The sequence below is a fragment of the Qipengyuania gelatinilytica genome (assembly GCF_019711315.1).
GTDB classification, from domain to species: Bacteria; Pseudomonadota; Alphaproteobacteria; order Sphingomonadales; family Sphingomonadaceae; genus Qipengyuania; species Qipengyuania gelatinilytica.
The window spans coordinates 2,033,350-2,049,510 of the sequence record NZ_CP081294.1 but is presented as its reverse complement, the minus strand read 5'-3'; the positions used below and the strand labels follow the sequence as shown (position 1 = coordinate 2,049,510).

Here is a 16,161-nt window from a genome sequence, read left to right as displayed (position 1 = left end):
CGCGCGCCATGTCATCCGTACGCCCTTGGCGCGATATCGAGCGCCGCCAGTCCCGCCAGATCATGGTCGGCAATGTCCCCGTCGGCGGGGATGCCCCGATTTCGGTGCAGACCATGACAAACACGCCGACCGAGGATGTGGCCGCGACCATCGACCAGATCCGCCGCTGCGAGGATGTGGGCGCGGACATCATCCGCGTGTCCTGCCCGACCGAGGAATCGACGGCGAATTTCGACAAGATCACCAGGGCGGCGAACGTCCCGATCGTTGCCGACATCCATTTCCACTACAAGCGTGCGCTCGAGGCCGCCGACAAGGGTGCGGCCTGCCTGCGCATCAATCCGGGCAATATCGGTTCGAGCGAGCGCGTCGCAGAAGTCGTGCGCGCCGCAAAGGCCAATGGCTGTGCGATCCGCATCGGCGTGAATGCAGGCAGCCTCGAGAAGGACCTGCTCGAAAAATATGGCGAGCCCTGCCCCGAAGCTCTGATCGAAAGCGCGCTCGACCATATCAAGCTGCTGCAGGACCACGATTTCCACGAATACAAGGTCGCGGTGAAAGCCAGCGACGTGTTCCTGGCGGTCGCCGCCTATCACGGGCTGGCCGACGCGGTGGATTGCCCCTTGCACCTTGGCATCACTGAGGCGGGCGGGCTGATCGGCGGCACGGTCAAGTCCTCCATCGGCATCGGCAGCCTGTTGTGGGCAGGCATCGGCGACACGATCCGCGTATCGCTTTCCGCTGAACCCGAACAGGAAGTGAAGGTCGGCTTCGAAATGCTCAAGGCCCTCGGCCTCAGGACCCGCGGCGTTCGCGTCGTGTCCTGCCCCAGCTGCTCGCGCCAGGGTTTCGACGTGATCCGCACGGTCGAAACGCTGGAAAAGCGCCTCGAACACATCAAGACACCGATGAGCCTCTCGGTCCTCGGCTGCGTCGTCAACGGCCCCGGCGAAGCGCGCGAGACCGACATTGGCCTGACCGGCGGCGGCTCGGGCAAGCACATGGTCTACCTTTCGGGCGTAAAGGACCATCATATCGAGAGCGACGACATGCTCGACCACATCGTGAAGCTGGTCGAGGAAAAGGCCGCAGCGATCGAAGCCGGTGAAGCGACTGCCTTCGATCCGCATGCGGAGGCCGCGGAATGAAGGATATTCTCGCCCGTTTGATAAACGGGCTAAAGGTCACCTTTCTCGGGGGGATCTCGCTCCTCTGGCTCGCGCCGATCATCCCGCTGATTTCGATCGTTCCCGAGTTTGCGCAGCATGTCGCGGAAATCCAGCTTGGCATGTTCGACAGCAAGGAAGCTTTCAGCGCGAAGGCAATGAGCGAGGAGCGCTGGTTCTTTGCCTATTTCAAGATCGCCGGCCTGCTCATCGCCATTCTCGCCGCGGCGCGCTTTCTCGGCGGAGCAGGCAAACGCTGGTGGGATCCGCGCACCGTCGACTGGAAGCGCTTCCTCTTCGCTCTCGCGCTCAATATCGCGGCGGGCGTGATCGGTTTCCTTATTGCTGGCAGCGTCGAGAGCGGAGTGCCGGATGTCGTGAACATGGCGTTCCAGATCGCCACACTTCCGCTCCTGATCTACCTCGTCGGCCCACTCTATGGCGACAAGTCGATGACGCTCAAACGCGCTTACACCGTGGGCTGGTTTTCTGCAGCGATGGCGGGCTTCTTCTCACTCGCGGCATGGCTCCCGGCCCAGCCGCTGCATGAATACAACCACACGCTCGCCATGGGCCAAGGCGACTTGGTTGTCTGGGCGCTGATGATCTGGGACTCCGTATTGGTCGGCCTGATGGCCTGCTGGCTGGGCGCAGGCCTTGCTGCAGGCTATTGGCTCGGCCGTCCGCCGGAGCCCGGGACTCTATCGGAGAAAGCATGAAAAACGCCGTCGTTCTTGTAGCAGCCCTGCTCCTTTCCGCCTGCGCCAGCACGCCCGAAGCGCCGGTCGCCCATCATCCCGAAGCGCGGTCGTTCGCGGTAACGGCCGATGCCTCTGCCGATGTCGACGCGGCGCTCGAGCGCGCTTTGTCGAGCGGCAAACACGTCATGCTCGTGATGGGCGCGAACTGGTGCCACGACAGCCGCGCGCTGGCGGGCTGGCTCGAAACGCCGCGGTTCCAGAAACTGGTCGAAGCGGAGTACGAGCTCGTCTTCGTCAATGTCGGCATGCCGCAGACGGGCGATGGGCATAATCTCGAGATTGCGCGCCGTTTCGGGCTGGAAGAGCTTCCGGGCACGCCGAACCTTCTGGTCCTCACGCCCTTCGGAACTCTGGTAAATGCCGATACCGCCACCACATGGCGTAATGCAGCCAGCCGCAGCGAAGACGAAATCTACGACGAGCTGGTGCGGCTCGCCAGCTAAACAAAGGGAGATACGCCGATGACCCTCGAAACCGATTATCTGGTCATCGGCGCGGGCGCGACCGCCCTGTCCTTCGTCGATACCCTGATCGCCGAAGATCCAGAGGCCGATGTCGTCATAATCGACAAGCATTCCGCGCCCGGCGGGCACTGGAACGATGCCTATTCCTTCGTCGCCCTCCACCAGCCCAGCGCGACCTATGGCGTGGAAAGCGTCCCGCTGGGCCACGACCGGGTCGATCAGGCAGGCCCCAACAAGGGCTTTTACGAATTGGCCAGCGGCGCAGAGGTGCTCGCTTACTTCCAGTCGGTCATGCGCGACCACCTGCTGCCGACGGGCCGCGTGCGCTATTTTCCCAATTGCGAGTATCTGGGCGAGACCACTTTCCGCAATATCTTCTCGGGCGAGGAGACCACGGTGAAGGTCCGGCGCAAGCTGGTCGATACCACCTATTTCGCGACCTCGGTCCCTTCGACCCACAAGCGCAAGTTTGCCGTGGCCGATGGGGTTCGCGTGGAAGTCCCCGGCAAGCTGCCCGAACTGTGGCGCGCCGAGGAGGGGCTACCCTCGCACGTCGTGATCCTCGGTGCAGGCAAGACCGCGATGGACGCCGGCGTCTGGCTGCTCGAGGCGGGCTTTGCGCCTGATGCGATCACCTGGGTCAAGCCGCGCGAAAGCTGGCTCATCAACCGCATCATTACCCAGCCGGGCGAGGAATTCTTCGAAGGCACGGTCGGCGGGCAACTCGCGATCATGAAGGCTGCGGCAAAGGCCGAAAGCGTGGCCGGTATCTTCCACCAGCTGGAGAAAGACGGCGCGATGCTGCGGATCGACACGGGGGTCGAGCCCGAGATGTTCCACTATGCGACCATCTCCGAAGGCGAAGTCGAGCGCTTGAGGACGATCGGCAATGTCGTTCGCAAGGGTCGGGTCGAGAGCATCGAGCCGGGACGTATGATCCTCGCTGAAGGAGAGGTCGAGGTCCCCGAAAACGCGCTGTTCGTCGACTGCACGGCATCGGCAGTCACGCCCAAACCCGTCTCGCCCCAGTGGCAGGACGACAGGATCGTGTTGCAGCTGCTCCATGTCCCGCTTGTCACGCTGAACGCGGCGGTCACTGCCTTTGTCGAAACCAATTTCGACACCGACGAAGAAAAGAACGCGCTGTGCAAGCCGGTCACATTCGTCGACGATATCGACGGCTATGCCGGCACCCTGCTGGGCACGGGCCAGAACCGTTTCCTGTGGGCGAGCAATCCCAAGATCTCGCAATTCCTCTCGCAATCCCGGCTCGATCCGGCAGCGCCCACGGTTCGCTGGCTCAAGGAAAATGCGCCCGAGCGCCTTGCCATCGCTTCCGAAATGCCCGCCGCGACCATGGCGGCTGTCCCGAACTTGCAGAAACTGGTCGCAGAGGCGACTGCAAAGCGCGGGTAGAGCCATTCTCCACGTCGTCCACCACGCCGACTACATGGCGCCCGCGCCGACGCGCGGGACGTTTCGCTTCGACAAGTACATGGCGGTCATGGTGGCGTTGCGCGAAAGCGGATATCCGCTGACCGAGCACGCGCCTGCCCCGATGCCGCGCCGCTGGCTGGAGGCGGTTCATTGCCCCGACTATGTCGAGCAGGTGTTCACCGCCAGCGTCCCGCACGAGAAGGAACGGCGGATCGGCTTCCCCGTAACCCCGCATATCGCGCAGCGCGTGGCGCATACCAATGGCGGGACATGGCTCGCCGCGCAGCTCGCGAAGCAGCACGGCTATGCCGCAAACTCGGCGGCCGGCAGCCATCATGCGCTGCATGATACGGGCGCGGGATACTGCGTCTTCAACGATCTTGCCGTGTGCGCGCACCGCCTGATCGCGGAAGGCGATGCGGCGCGTGTCCTCATCGTCGATCTCGATGTCCACCAGGGCGACGGTACGGCCAGCCTGACCGCGGGGCGCGATGACATCTTCACCCTCTCGCTCCATGCCGAGAAGAACTTCCCGGTCCGCAAGGCCCGCTCCAGCCTCGACGTGCCGCTTGGCGACGGGGTCGATGATGACGGCTACCTCGAAGCGCTCGAACGCCACCTTCCGGGTATTTTCGATGATTTCGCGCCCGACATGGTGCTCTACCAGGCAGGCGTCGATGTGCACGGGGCCGACAAGCTCGGCCGCCTGTCCCTGACCGATGCTGGTCTCGAGCGCCGTGACGCATATGTTATTGAAGAGACACGTAAACGCGGCCTTCCCGTCGCCAGCGCGCTCGGCGGCGGATATGGCAAGGACCCGCGCGAAGTGGCGGATCGCCACGCGCGTTCGATGCTCGCCTGTGCTCGCGCGAATGCTCGTTCAGCTTCCGCTAGTGTGTCGGATGTTATAAGATAGCCGTATGAATCGCCGCGACCTTCTCAAGGGCACCCTCGCCGCCACTGCCGCAACCAGTTTTGCGGGACGGGCGTTTGCGCAGGTGAACCCGACTGCCAGTCGCGACGCCCAGCTCTTCGCAATAGCGCGCGAGCAGCTGGCGCGGGTCGGTGATACGATCTGGAAGAAGGATGTGGTCGGGATCGCCGATTTCGGTCTGCACTCCTCCCAGAAGCGCTTCCACTTTGTCGATCTCGCCAACGAGCGCGTCGAGAGCTTCCATGTCAGCCACGGCACCGGTTCGGACAGCGAGCATGACGGCTGGCTCAAGCGCTATTCGAATATCGAGGGCAGCGAGGCGACCAGCCGCGGCGCCTATATGACGCGTAGCTGGTACACCGGACGATACGGTACTTCGATCAGGCTGGACGGGCTCGACCCGACCAATGACCTTGCCATGCCCCGCGCCATCGTAATGCACCAGGCGGACTACGCCCGTCCCGAACATGTCTCGCGCTGGGGCCGTCTTGGCCGCTCGAATGGTTGTTTCGCGCTTGGACCGGACCAGTTCGACAAGGTGTTGATCGACCTGAGCGGCGGCCGCCTTCTCTATGCGGAAAGCCTCGGCCTTGCCGAAGACGGCAGCCGGGAACGTCCGCCGATCACGCAGACCGAATTGGTCATGAACGAGAACGGCGGCACGTTCGAACGCACCAATCCGGGCGTATTCTAGTCAGGCAAATCCGCCGGCTCAGGCGGTAATCTGCATGTCGTCGATGATTTCGACGGCTTCCTCGCTGGTTTCGCGGGCACGGTCCGAAACGCGCGGTGCATCGAGTGCCTCGAGCACCGGCTTGTCGCGGTCGTAGATGTCCTTGAACGCCTTCATCTCCCCGTTCACGTCGGTCGCCATGGTGAAATAGGTGATGTAGACCGGCCACTGCTTCGCCATCGGGTAACGCGTGTATTCCCGGCTTGCGCTGATTTCCGTCACTTCCTGCTGGATGTCGGGCAGCTCGGCCTTGCTCGTGGCATTGCCGAGCATTGCCATCGTCATGGCGACTTCGAGAGCGCCTTCCACACGAATACATCCATGGCTGAGTGCGCGGTTAGCCTGGTTGAACAGGTGGCGACTGGGCGTGTCATGAAGAAAAATTGCATGCTCGTTGGGCATGTCGAGCTTCATCAGTCCGAGAGCATTGAGTGGACCGGGCTGCTGGACGACACCGATCCATCCGCCTGCACCCTTGGTCGCCTTGTAGCCCTGCGATGCGGCCCACTGCGGGTTGCTGAGAACCTTATTGCCCAAACCTTCGCCGACGACGATCGACTGCGGAACGGTCCAGGTCGGATTGAAGATAATGGCTTCAACCATTTCGGAGAGTTGCGGAGTGGCCGTGCGGCCGGGCTTGCCGACCACCGTGCGATAGCTCTTGATGATGCGCCCGTTCACCGTGAGGCGAAGCATGTATTCGGGCACATTGGTCATCAGGTACTGCTTGCCCAGATCCTGCGGCAGCCAGCGCCAGCGATCCATATTCGCACGGATCAGCTTGATGCGGGCGGGATCGGTCGCAGTTACGAGCTCTTCGCGCAGGGCCGCGTAATCGGGATGGACGGGATGCAGTCCGGTGAGCGTGCCGGCGATCTCGCCACTAGCCAGTGCATCCTCGAGCAGTTTCCACGTCGGCATGCGATCCGCATCGGGATCGACAACGAACCACTGGCGACGCGATTCCATCGGAGTGCGGCCGTCGCGCAGGTCCTCGACCAGCCAGACAAAGGTCTCGCTGGCGAGCACATTGAGCGCTTCGCTCTCGCCCTCGGCGGCAAGCGCCTGCAGTTCACCGAGACGGTAATCTTCGGGACGCAGGCCTTCAGCAGTCAGCGTCGGGATGAAGTCGATGAGCTGCTGGACCTGCTCGGCGGTCCAGACGCCTTCTAGCGAGGGCACTTCCTGTACCACCTCGCCGCTCTGCATGCGGATATCGCCGAAAGCTTCTTCGACGGTCTGCGGCGCCTGGCTGACCGGCTCTTGGGACTTTTCGGGCTTTTCGGCCCGGGGCAGGATGCTTTCGGGCGCAGCATCCTGCGCCGAAGCTGCCGTGAACAGGCCTGCCGCGATCAGCGCGGCGCCAGAAAGAAGGATCGGTTTTCTCATTCAGTCCCACCAGTAAGTATCGGCAGCGTAAATAGCTGCGCTGCGCGCAGTGCGCCATTGCTGTTTGAGAACATATTCGCCGAAAGCTGCTTGCGGATCGCTGAACCGTGATGACCTGCCGCGTTCACGACCCTATGGTCCCTCGCGATGAGCAATTCCGCCGAGCATTTGCGCCCGATTCTGGCGACCATGGCGGGAATTGCGCTTTTTTCCGCGATGGATGCCGTGATGAAAAGCGCCTCGATCGCGGTCGGGGCCTATAGCGCCTACTTGCTGCGCTGCCTTCTGGGCTTTGCCATGATCGCGCCATTCTGGCTGTGGCGGAACCGCCGGGTGCCCGAAAGACACGTCATGCGGGTGCATGTCATTCGCGGCGTGGTGGTTGCCTTCATGGGCTGGACCTTTTTCGCCTCGCTCGTCCGCCTCCCCCTCGCCGAAGCCATCGCGATCAGCTTCGTGGCCCCGCTGGTCGCGCTGTTTCTCGCGGCATGGCTGCTGGGCGAGAAGATCGAGCGGCGAGCGATCATCGCGGCCATACTGGGCCTCGCGGGTGTGGTGGTCATCGTCGGTGGCAGGATCGGGCAAGAACGGATGACCCAGGATGCCGTTACCGGCCTGGTCCTCATCGGCGTGTCTGCCCTGCTCTATGCGTGGAATCTCGTTCTCCAGCGCCAGCAGGCACTGGTGGCCGGCCCTGCCGAGGTCAGTACGTTCCAGAACGGCATCGTCAGCCTTGCTTTGCTCGCCGGAGCACCGTTCCTGCTGGTCTGGCCCGAAGGACGCGCATGGCTCGAAATCGGCGCAGGCGCGGCGCTCGCTGTCGGCGCGGCGCTGTTCCTCGCATGGGCCTATGCCCGCGCCGAGGCGCAAAGGCTTGTGCCGATCGAATATACCGGCTTCCTGTGGGCCTCGCTTTTCGGCTGGCTCTATTTCGGGGAGAGGGTGGGACCGACCACCGTTGCAGGGGCCGTCCTTATCGTCATCGGGTGCTGGATCGCCACTCGCCGGCGACCCGAGCAAAGCGCTGTCTAGCGCTGCGCGGCAACCGCGACCTGCGTCGGTTCGCTTGCCTGCGCTTCATCGCCGGCAAAGGTGAATGCGGCGGTGAACATGGCTGCTACACCGAGAACGGCAGCTGTAACGGCGACATGAAGGGTTCGGCGCGACGCCTGCGTCGCTTTCCGCGGGTTAGACATAATAAACTCCTCATCGGGCCGCGCGCTTCCGGCGGTTTGTGGCCATGCGCTATGGTTGCCCAGATTTTGCCTTAATAACCCCTGAAGAGCTTTCTTGGTTCCCGATGAAGCGTTCCCGAAGAGCGCCCACCCTTGATTTTTTCCCCGTCACAGCGCACAGGCGCGGCACATTTTGCCGCCCTGCCCATTGGTCAGGTGACGGCTCCATTCAGAAAGGACTAAGCCCCGCATGACCCAGGTCGGCCAGGACACGCTCGGAACACGCTCCACCCTTACCGTGAACGGCAAGGATTACGCCTATTACTCATTCAAGAAGGCGGCCGAAAAAATCGGCGACGTGTCGAAGCTCCCGTTCAGCCTGAAGGTCCTGCTGGAGAACATGCTGCGCTTCGAAGACGGCGGTTTCACCGTCTCGACCGACGATGTGCAGGCGATTGCCGACTGGCAGAAGAATCCCGCGACCGGCAAGGAAATCCAGTACCGCCCGGCGCGCGTGCTGCTGCAGGACTTCACCGGCGTTCCCTGCGTGGTCGACCTTGCCGCGATGCGTGATGCGATTGCGAAGCTCGGCGGCGATACCGCCAAGATCAACCCGCAGGTCCCCGTAAACCTCGTGATCGACCACTCGGTCATGGTCGATGAATTCGGCCACCCCAAGGCGTTCGAACAGAACGTCGAACTCGAATACGCCCGCAATGCAGAACGCTACGACTTCCTCAAATGGGGTTCGAAGAGCTTCAAGAACTTCACCGCCGTGCCTCCGGGCACCGGCATCTGCCACCAGGTGAACCTGGAATATCTCGGCAAGGGCGTGTGGAACAGCGAAGGCACTGACGGACAGCTTGTCGCCTATCCCGACACCTGCGTCGGCACCGACAGCCACACCACCATGATCAACGGCCTCGGCGTGCTGGGCTGGGGCGTCGGCGGCATCGAAGCCGAAGCTGCCATGCTCGGCCAGCCGATCTCGATGCTGATCCCCGAAGTCGTCGGCTTCAAGCTGACCGGCGCGATGGCCGAAGGCGTGACCGCCACCGACCTCGTGCTGACCTGCGTGCAGATGCTGCGCGAAGTCGGCGTGGTCGGCCGTTTCGTCGAATTCTACGGCGAAGGCGTTGCCAACCTCACCCTCGCCGACCGCGCGACCATCGCCAACATGGCCCCCGAATATGGCGCGACCTGCGGCTTCTTCGGCATCGACGACAAGACGCTCGAATACATGCGCCTGACCGGCCGCGACGAAGAAACCATCGCGCTGGTCGAAGCCTATTCGAAAGAACAGGGCATGTGGTTCACGCCGGAGAACGAGCCGGTCTTCACCAAGACGCTCGAACTCGACATCTCCAAGGTCGTGCCCAGCCTCGCCGGCCCCAAGCGCCCGCAGGACCGCGTCGCGCTTCCCGACGTGGACGAGCTGTTCAACTCCGATCTCAAGTCGATCTACAAGAAGGATGCGCCGCTGCGCGTCGATGTCGATGGCAAGGACCATGACATCGGTGACGGCGACGTGGTCATCGCGGCCATCACCAGCTGCACCAACACCTCCAACCCCGATGTCCTGATCGCCGCCGGTCTCGTCGCCAAGAAGGCGCGCGAGAAGGGCCTCCAGCCCAAGCCGTGGGTCAAGACCAGCCTCGCACCGGGATCGCAGGTGGTCACCGACTATCTCGTGAAGTCCGGACTGCAGGACGATCTCGACGCCATGGGCTTCGACCTCGTCGGCTATGGCTGCACCACCTGCATCGGTAACTCGGGCCCGCTCGCGCCGCCGATTTCCAAGGCGATCAACGGCAACGATATCGTCGCCGCATCGGTCCTTTCGGGCAACCGCAACTTCGAAGGCCGCGTGTCGCCCGACGTGCGCGCCAACTTCCTTGCCTCGCCCCCGCTGGTGGTCGCCTATTCGATCCTCGGCACGGTCACGACCGACATCACCGAAACCCCGCTGGGCCAGGACCAGGACGGGAACGACGTGATGCTGGCCGATGTCTGGCCGACCAACGAGGAAGTGCGCGAACACCGCGCCGCCAATATCGACCGCGAGATGTTCCTCACCCGCTATGCCGACGTCTACAAGGGCGACGAACACTGGCAGGCGATCAAGGTCGACGCTTCGGACACCTACACCTGGAACCCGACCAGCACCTATGTCGCCAGCCCGCCCTATTTCGAAGGCATGGGCATGGAACCGGCCCCGCTGACCGACATCACCGATGCGAAGCCGCTCGCCATCCTTGGCGATTCGACCACCACCGACCACATTTCGCCCGCCGGTTCGATCAAGGAAGATTCGCCTGCCGGTGAATATCTCAAGAGCCACCAGGTCTCGAAGCAGGACTTCAACTCCTACGGCTCGCGCCGCGGCAACCACGAAGTCATGATGCGCGGCACCTTCGCCAACATCCGCATCAAGAACGAAATGGTCCCGGGCGTGGAAGGCGGCATCACCACCTACAAGGGTGAGCAGATGCCGATCTACGACGCGGCGATGAAGCACAAGGCCGACGGCACGCCGCTGGTCGTCATCGCAGGCAAAGAATATGGCACCGGCTCCAGCCGTGACTGGGCGGCCAAGGGCACGATCCTGCTGGGTGTGCGCGCCGTAATCGTCGAAAGCTACGAGCGTATCCACCGCTCGAACCTCATCGGCATGGGCGTGCTGCCGCTGCAGTTCAAGGACGGCGACACCCGCCAGAGCCTTGGCCTCGGCTCGGATGACACCTTCAGCATCAAGGGCCTTGCCGACCTGACCCCGGGCCAGGACGTCGAAGTCGAAGTGACGCATGAAGACGGCTCGAAGGCCACCTTCACCGCGCTCTGCCGCATCGATACGGCGAACGAGATGGAGTATTACCGCAACGGCGGCATCCTCCACTACGTGCTGCGCAAGCTCGCCGCATCGTGATCCGGAAAAGCATCCTCGCCGCACTCGCGCCGCTTGCCCTTGCAGGCTGCGCGGGTGCCGGCGGGTATGCCAGACCCGACAGTGCCGACATCGCGAGCGCGCGTGTCGCCACCGTCAATGCGCAGCAGCTCGCCACTCTGGTCGAGGCGGGCGAGGTCGTGCTGATCGACGTGCGCACGCCTTATGAATTCGCCGACAGCCGGATCGCGGGCGCGCTCAATGCGCCGCTGACTCATTTCGACCCGGCCTCCATTCCGGTCGACACGACCCGCGAGGTCATACTCTATTGCGGATCTTCGCGCCGTTCGGGCATCGCTGCCGAGCGCCTCGCCGAATATCGCGGCACGGTGGTGCGTCATCTCGAAGGCGGCATCCGCGCCGACGCGGGCTACCCCACGGTTTCCAACGATCCGAGCGACGATCCGCGCCGCTGAGGCGTTACTTGTCGAACATGTCCGATTGCGGCTTGCTCGGCGGAGCGATGCCGAGATGCGTCCAGCCGCCATCGTTGAGCATGCGACCGCGCGCGGTGCGGGCGATGAGGCCCAGCTGGATCAGGTAAGGCTCGATCACTTCCTCGACCGTATCGCGAGGCTCGCTCAGACCCGCCGCGAGCGTTTCCACGCCCACGGGTCCGCCCTTGTAGGTGGTCGCGATCATGGTGAGGTAGCGGCGGTCCATCGCATCCAGGCCGAGGCTGTCGACCTCGAGCCGGGTCAGCGCCTCGTCGGCAACCCTGGTGGTCACGGTCGCCTCACCCAGCACGGACGCGAAATCGCGAACGCGGCGCATCAGGCGACCTGCGACACGCGGGGTGCCGCGCGACCGGCGGGCAATCTCGCGCGCGCCGCCCTCGTCGATACCCATGCCAAGCAGCCCTGCACCGCGGGATACGACCTTCAAGAGCTCGTCCTCGGTGTAGAAGTTGAGCCGCACCGGAATGCCGAAACGGTCGCGCAAGGGCGTGGTCAGCAGTCCTTGCCGCGTGGTCGCCCCGACCAGCGTGAAAGGCGGCAGGTCGATGCGCACGCTGCGCGCCGAGGGGCCCTCGCCGATGATGATATCGAGCGCGCGGTCTTCCATCGCCGGATAGAGCACTTCCTCGACCACCGGATTGAGGCGGTGGATCTCGTCGATGAAGAGCACGTCGTTTGGCTCGAGATTGGTAAGCAGTGCGGCAAGGTCGCCCGCCTTGGCGATCACCGGGCCGCTGGTAGCGCGGAAGCCCACGCCCAGTTCCTTGGACACGATCTGCGCCAGCGTGGTCTTGCCCAGCCCCGGCGGGCCGAAAAACAACACATGGTCCATCGCCTCGCCGCGGTTCTTCGCCGCCTCGATGAACACCCGCAAATTCTCGCGCGCCGCCTTCTGCCCGACGAACTCGGCGAGCGATTTCGGGCGCAGCGCCGCATCCGGGTCTTCCGGCTGGCGGTCGGGCGAATGGAGGGGGACGGATTCGGTCATTGCTTCCATCGTTGTCCCGGCATGATGACTTTGCAATGCAAACAGGCCGAATTCACATTGTCCAAGTTATACCAACTGTGCTCGGCACCAAAAATCTCGCAGTCTTCGCCTTTGGGAAACAGCCCATTGAAGAGCCATGGCGAGTATCTTCTAACAGTCGTTCGCCAACGATAGGGTTCGCCCCAGCCAGCCTTAAGTTCAGATAAGAAGCTCAAAACGGGTTCACCGTATAGCCGCGCTGCTGAAGCTTCGCATGGGCGGTCATGGCGGAGAGGTCCATTTCGACACCCTCGGTCAGCTCGTCCTTGGTCACGCCATAGGCCGCCGCGCTCTGGCCGCAGACGATGAACCGCACGCCGTGGTCCAGCATCGCGCGGACCATGGCAGCACTGCCGTTCTCGCCTTCCAGATCGTGCGCCGCCCAGCCCTCGGCCGAGAGCAGGTCGTGGACCGCCTTGCCATGCACCACCACGGCGACGCGGATGTTTTCTTCGGCCACGCCATGCGCGACATGCATGTTGATGAAGCGCGCCGCGCTCTCGAAGCCGCGATTGCGGCCGCCGTCCTTGGCAGGCTCGGCGACGTCGAAGCTGTGCGCAAATTCGGTATCGGTCGCAAAGGTCTCGACGCCTTCGACCGGAGCATGCGGGCCGAAGTCCTCGAACACCGGACCGGTCCTGAACGCACTCATGTCCTGCGCGCTCACCGCCGTCGCCAGCAGCGCCGCAGCTGCGCTCATCAGGCCAAGTTTCAATGCCGTCACTTTCATCCTGCTGCCCTCTTCAATGCGACGCGGATGAGGTCGCCCTCGCTTGCGCCTTCGCCCAATTCGCCCTGTGCCGCCGCAACCGCGCGTGCTGCCACGGCAGGCTTGAAGCCGAGGTTTTCGAGCGCGCTCACCGCATCGGCGCTTGCGCCACCTGCCGGGGTCACCGGAGCCATGCCTCCCGCAGAGCCTCCGCCCGGAAGCGCGCCGGCCTTGTCCTTCAGCTCGTTGACGATGCGTCCGGCCAACTTGGGTCCCACGCCCTGCGCGCGCGCCACGGTGGCTGCATCGCCATTGGCGCAGGCCTGCTGTACCTCGCCGGTCGACAGCGCCGAGAGGATCGCGAGCCCGACCTTGCTGCCCACACCCTGTACCTGCGTCAAAAGGCGGAACCAGTCGCGTTCGGCTGCTTCGGCAAAGCCCAGCAGCCGCATATCGTTCTCCGAGACTTGCAGGTCGGTGTAGATGGTGCAGGCTTCGCCCTTCTCGCCCAGCGCGGCGAGTGTCTTGGTCGAGCAATGGACCAGGTAACCCACGCCCGAGACGTCGATCACCGCCCAGTCCGAGCCCGTTTCGTCGAGCAGGCCTTTCAGCTTTGCAATCATGGTTTGTTCTTGGGCGAGAAGAAGGAATTGGTCCAGCGCGAATGGACACGCGCCCACAGTTGCGACAGGAAGAGTCGCATGAGCTGGAACACATTCGGACGCGTGCTTCGCTTCACCACCTGGGGGGAAAGCCATGGCCCTGCCATCGGCGCGGTTGTCGACGGGTGCCCGCCGGGTATCGAACTGAGCGAGGCGGACATCCAGCCCTTCCTCGATGCGAGGAAACCCGGGCAGAACAAGTTCACCACGCAGCGGCAGGAGCCGGACGAGGTCCGCATCCTGTCGGGCGTGTTCGAGGGCAAGACGACCGGCACGTCGCTCTCGCTGCTGATCGAAAACAAGGACCAGCGTTCTAAGGACTACTCCGAGATCGCGAACACCTATCGCCCCGGCCATGCCGACTATGCCTATGACGCGAAATACGGCTTTCGCGACTATCGCGGTGGCGGGCGGAGCAGCGCGCGCGAGACGGCGATGCGCGTGGCGGCAGGTGCGGTGGCTCGGCTGGCGATCCCCGAGGTCGAAATCCTCGCCTATGTTGCAGAGATCGGCGGCGACCGGATCGATACGGCCAAGTTCGACCGCGATGAGATCGCACGCAATCCCTTCTGGTGCCCTGATGCCGAGGCCGCAAAGCGTTGGGAGGCGCTGGTAGACGATGCGCGCAAGGCAGGCTCCTCGCTCGGCGCGGTCGTCGAATGCGTGGCTACGGGAGTGCCCGCGGGATGGGGCGCGCCGGTCTATGCCAAGCTCGACAGCGACCTTGCCGCAGGGATGATGAGCATCAATGCGGTCAAGGGCGTGGAGATCGGCGACGGTTTCGATGCCGCGCGCCTCACCGGCGAGCAGAACGCCGATGCCATGTCACCCGGAGAAGAGGGCGTCGAGTTCGCCGCCAACCACGCGGGGGGTATCGCTGGCGGGATTTCAACCGGCCAGCCGGTGGTTTGCCGCGTTGCGTTCAAACCGACCAGCTCGATCCTCACGCCGGTTGCCAGCGTTGACCGCGAGGGCAAGGCGACCGAGGTTCGCACCAAGGGCCGGCACGATCCCTGTGTCGGCATTCGCGGAACGCCCGTGGTCGAAGCGATGATGGCGCTGGTGCTGGCGGATCATAAGCTGCTCCACCGCGCGCAATGCGGCTAGGCAGCGTTCGTCCGGAAGTCTGCCCGAAATGAAGACCCTCGCCAATTCGCGCCCCTTGCTGTGGCTGGTGCTCGCCCTGCCCGGGATTTGGATGAGCTGGCGCTGGATCATGACGCCCGATCTTTATGGCTACGGCCATGCGATCGCCGATAGCGGAGACTGGGCGGCGTGGCTGTTGCTGGCGACGCTGGCAGTGACGCCGATCCGGCTCGCCTCCCGCAAGCAGAAGTGGGCCGTCTGGCTGATGCGGCGCAGGCGGGACATCGGCGTGGCGAGCTTTGGCTATGCTGCGTTCCACACCGCGATCTATCTCTGGAAGAAGGCCTCGCTTTCCGCAGTGCTGGCGGAAATGGGCGACGCTTACCTGCTCGCCGGCTGGCTGGCCTTTGCGCTGTTCGTACCGCTCGCCGCGACATCGAACGACATCGCGACGAGGGCACTCAAGCGGTCATGGAAGACGCTGCACCGGCTCGTCTATCCGGCAGCGGTGCTGGTCTTCCTGCACTGGGTCCTGTCCGCTTTCGATCCGACCACCGCCTGGATCCATGTCGGGATCCTGGTGGCGATCGAAGGGGCCAGGGTCGTGCTGCAATATCGTCAGAGAGTGACGTAGTTGCGGAAGCGGGCCACTTCGGCCTCGTCCACATACTTGCCGATCTCGCGGTTGAATTCGCCCATGTCCGCATAGGGACGATATTCTTCGAACTCGTGGACCATCTTGTCGGTCATGCCCGGGATCAGGCGGATCTGCTCTTCGGTGGCCTCGTTGAGATTGACCGGCACGAACACGGTTTCGAGCACTGCAGCGGCTTCGTCCGGCGACAGGGTTTCAAGCAGCTTGGCGTTGAATGCGGTGACATCGGCATAGGGCTGGCCCGCAACGATCGCGGCAGCGAGTTCCTCGGATACGGTGTCGATGGCAGCAAGCTGCTCGGCCGTAGCGGTGCTGGCGTCGAGGACGCCGGCAGTCTCGGTTTCGGTCTCCACGGTGTCGGTCGCCGCAGCCTCATCGGCGGCAGGGGCCGCTTCTTCGGCGCCCGAGCAAGCGACGAGAGCGAGGGTGCTGGCGGTGAAGGCAGCGACGGTAACAAGCTTACGCATTTCGAATCCTTTTATTGCTAAGAATTCGCATTAGCAGAAATGCGCTGCGAGCGAAGCGATTTCTGGGACTTTTCTTGCGGATGCCGCTGCGTGG

17 protein-coding genes are annotated in these 16,161 nt (G+C 63.6%); 11 read left to right on the top strand and 6 right to left on the bottom strand.

The genetic code is table 11. The features are described 5' to 3' along the window. Positions 1-8: 8 nt before the first annotated feature. The 6 genes from ispG to K3136_RS10185 are packed head-to-tail and all read left to right on the top strand — an operon-like array spanning position 9 to position 5,456. Positions 9-1,148, top strand: coding sequence for a flavodoxin-dependent (E)-4-hydroxy-3-methylbut-2-enyl-diphosphate synthase (ispG, locus tag K3136_RS10210; RefSeq protein WP_221430211.1), 1,140 nt, complete (start codon positions 9-11; stop codon positions 1,146-1,148). Beyond that, complete coding sequence (locus K3136_RS10205; RefSeq protein WP_221430210.1) at positions 1,145-1,885, top strand: hypothetical protein; 741 nt, start codon at positions 1,145-1,147, stop codon at positions 1,883-1,885. The genes ispG and K3136_RS10205 overlap by 4 nt, the downstream gene beginning before the upstream one ends. Beyond that, positions 1,882-2,370: a thioredoxin family protein gene (locus tag K3136_RS10200; protein WP_221430209.1), complete on the top strand. Its 489-nt coding sequence runs from the start codon at positions 1,882-1,884 to the stop codon at positions 2,368-2,370. The genes K3136_RS10205 and K3136_RS10200 overlap by 4 nt, the downstream gene beginning before the upstream one ends. Before the next feature lie 18 nt (positions 2,371-2,388). Next, positions 2,389-3,807: an NAD(P)/FAD-dependent oxidoreductase gene (locus tag K3136_RS10195; protein ID WP_221430208.1), complete on the top strand. Its 1,419-nt coding sequence runs from the start codon at positions 2,389-2,391 to the stop codon at positions 3,805-3,807. Positions 3,808-3,841: 34 nt separating this feature from the next. Further along, on the top strand, positions 3,842-4,744 hold the full coding sequence (locus K3136_RS10190) for a histone deacetylase family protein (RefSeq protein ID WP_221430207.1): 903 nt from the start codon (positions 3,842-3,844) through the stop codon (positions 4,742-4,744). 4 nt (positions 4,745-4,748) lie between these two features. Next, a complete protein-coding gene (locus tag K3136_RS10185; RefSeq protein WP_221430206.1) occupies positions 4,749-5,456 on the top strand; it encodes a murein L,D-transpeptidase catalytic domain-containing protein in 708 nt (235 codons plus the stop codon). An 18-nt stretch (positions 5,457-5,474) separates the two neighbouring features. Here K3136_RS10185 and K3136_RS10180 read toward each other — a convergent pair whose 3' ends face one another. Next, positions 5,475-6,884, bottom strand: a complete 1,410-nt coding sequence (locus K3136_RS10180; protein ID WP_221430205.1) for a L,D-transpeptidase family protein — start codon at positions 6,882-6,884, stop codon at positions 5,475-5,477. Positions 6,885-7,031: 147 nt separating this feature from the next. Between K3136_RS10180 and K3136_RS10175 the strand changes: the two genes are divergently transcribed. After that, on the top strand, positions 7,032-7,916 hold the full coding sequence (locus K3136_RS10175) for a DMT family transporter (RefSeq protein WP_221430204.1): 885 nt from the start codon (positions 7,032-7,034) through the stop codon (positions 7,914-7,916). Here K3136_RS10175 and K3136_RS10170 read toward each other — a convergent pair. Continuing rightward, positions 7,913-8,080 (bottom strand): hypothetical protein, encoded by a 168-nt coding sequence (locus K3136_RS10170; RefSeq protein ID WP_221430203.1) that lies wholly within the window; start codon positions 8,078-8,080, stop codon positions 7,913-7,915. The genes K3136_RS10175 and K3136_RS10170 overlap by 4 nt on opposite strands. A 229-nt stretch (positions 8,081-8,309) precedes the next feature. On the opposite strand from K3136_RS10170, the gene acnA reads away from it, so the two are divergent. Both acnA and K3136_RS10160 read left to right on the top strand, forming a co-directional pair. Further along, a complete protein-coding gene (gene acnA, locus K3136_RS10165) occupies positions 8,310-10,985 on the top strand; it encodes an aconitate hydratase AcnA (protein ID WP_221430202.1) in 2,676 nt (891 codons plus the stop codon). Next, positions 10,982-11,419 carry a rhodanese-like domain-containing protein gene (locus K3136_RS10160; RefSeq protein ID WP_221430201.1) on the top strand — a complete coding sequence of 146 codons (438 nt, stop codon included), beginning with the start codon at positions 10,982-10,984 and terminating at the stop codon, positions 11,417-11,419. Before acnA ends, K3136_RS10160 begins: the two co-directional genes overlap by 4 nt. A 4-nt stretch (positions 11,420-11,423) precedes the next feature. Here K3136_RS10160 and ruvB read toward each other — a convergent pair whose 3' ends face one another. From ruvB to ruvA, 3 genes are all read right to left on the bottom strand, one after another. Continuing rightward, positions 11,424-12,449: a Holliday junction branch migration DNA helicase RuvB gene (ruvB, locus tag K3136_RS10155; RefSeq protein WP_221430200.1), complete on the bottom strand. Its 1,026-nt coding sequence runs from the start codon at positions 12,447-12,449 to the stop codon at positions 11,424-11,426. Positions 12,450-12,660: 211 nt separating this feature from the next. Continuing rightward, positions 12,661-13,218 (bottom strand): DsrE family protein, encoded by a 558-nt coding sequence (locus tag K3136_RS10150; RefSeq protein WP_221430199.1) that lies wholly within the window; start codon positions 13,216-13,218, stop codon positions 12,661-12,663. Then, positions 13,215-13,820, bottom strand: a complete 606-nt coding sequence (gene ruvA / locus K3136_RS10145; RefSeq protein ID WP_221430198.1) for a Holliday junction branch migration protein RuvA — start codon at positions 13,818-13,820, stop codon at positions 13,215-13,217. Before ruvA ends, K3136_RS10150 begins: the two co-directional genes overlap by 4 nt. A gap of 78 nt (positions 13,821-13,898) precedes the next feature. On the opposite strand from ruvA, the gene aroC reads away from it, so the two are divergent. Together aroC and K3136_RS10135 are read left to right on the top strand one after the other, a co-directional pair. Then, on the top strand, positions 13,899-14,966 hold the full coding sequence (aroC, locus tag K3136_RS10140) for a chorismate synthase (RefSeq protein WP_221430197.1): 1,068 nt from the start codon (positions 13,899-13,901) through the stop codon (positions 14,964-14,966). A 28-nt stretch (positions 14,967-14,994) separates the two neighbouring features. Then, positions 14,995-15,579 carry a ferric reductase-like transmembrane domain-containing protein gene (locus K3136_RS10135; RefSeq protein ID WP_247711328.1) on the top strand — a complete coding sequence of 195 codons (585 nt, stop codon included), beginning with the start codon at positions 14,995-14,997 and terminating at the stop codon, positions 15,577-15,579. On the opposite strand, the gene K3136_RS10130 is transcribed toward K3136_RS10135, so the two are convergent. After that, positions 15,564-16,067, bottom strand: coding sequence for a ComEA family DNA-binding protein (locus K3136_RS10130; RefSeq protein WP_221430196.1), 504 nt, complete (start codon positions 16,065-16,067; stop codon positions 15,564-15,566). The two genes, K3136_RS10135 and K3136_RS10130, sit on opposite strands and share 16 nt — an antisense overlap. Between the last annotated feature and the right edge of the window lie 94 nt (positions 16,068-16,161).

Excerpts from the sequence above, each read along its gene's own strand:
- K3136_RS10150 (WP_221430199.1), bottom strand. The coding sequence starts at position 13,218 with ATGAAAGTGACGGCATTGAAACTTGGCCTGATGAGCGCAGCTGCGGCG.
- ispG (WP_221430211.1), top strand. The coding sequence starts at position 9 with ATGTCATCCGTACGCCCTTGGCGCGATATCGAGCGCCGCCAGTCCCGC.
- acnA (WP_221430202.1), top strand. The coding sequence starts at position 8,310 with ATGACCCAGGTCGGCCAGGACACGCTCGGAACACGCTCCACCCTTACC.
- K3136_RS10175 (WP_221430204.1), top strand. The coding sequence starts at position 7,032 with ATGAGCAATTCCGCCGAGCATTTGCGCCCGATTCTGGCGACCATGGCG.
- K3136_RS10200 (WP_221430209.1), top strand. The coding sequence starts at position 1,882 with ATGAAAAACGCCGTCGTTCTTGTAGCAGCCCTGCTCCTTTCCGCCTGC.
- K3136_RS10170 (WP_221430203.1), bottom strand. The coding sequence starts at position 8,080 with ATGTCTAACCCGCGGAAAGCGACGCAGGCGTCGCGCCGAACCCTTCAT.
- K3136_RS10180 (WP_221430205.1), bottom strand. The coding sequence starts at position 6,884 with ATGAGAAAACCGATCCTTCTTTCTGGCGCCGCGCTGATCGCGGCAGGC.
- aroC (WP_221430197.1), top strand. The coding sequence starts at position 13,899 with ATGAGCTGGAACACATTCGGACGCGTGCTTCGCTTCACCACCTGGGGG.
- K3136_RS10130 (WP_221430196.1), bottom strand. The coding sequence starts at position 16,067 with ATGCGTAAGCTTGTTACCGTCGCTGCCTTCACCGCCAGCACCCTCGCT.
- ruvB (WP_221430200.1), bottom strand. The coding sequence starts at position 12,449 with ATGACCGAATCCGTCCCCCTCCATTCGCCCGACCGCCAGCCGGAAGAC.
- K3136_RS10190 (WP_221430207.1), top strand. The coding sequence starts at position 3,842 with ATGGCGCCCGCGCCGACGCGCGGGACGTTTCGCTTCGACAAGTACATG.
- K3136_RS10135 (WP_247711328.1), top strand. The coding sequence starts at position 14,995 with ATGAAGACCCTCGCCAATTCGCGCCCCTTGCTGTGGCTGGTGCTCGCC.
- K3136_RS10195 (WP_221430208.1), top strand. The coding sequence starts at position 2,389 with ATGACCCTCGAAACCGATTATCTGGTCATCGGCGCGGGCGCGACCGCC.
- K3136_RS10185 (WP_221430206.1), top strand. The coding sequence starts at position 4,749 with ATGAATCGCCGCGACCTTCTCAAGGGCACCCTCGCCGCCACTGCCGCA.
- ruvA (WP_221430198.1), bottom strand. The coding sequence starts at position 13,820 with ATGATTGCAAAGCTGAAAGGCCTGCTCGACGAAACGGGCTCGGACTGG.
- K3136_RS10205 (WP_221430210.1), top strand. The coding sequence starts at position 1,145 with ATGAAGGATATTCTCGCCCGTTTGATAAACGGGCTAAAGGTCACCTTT.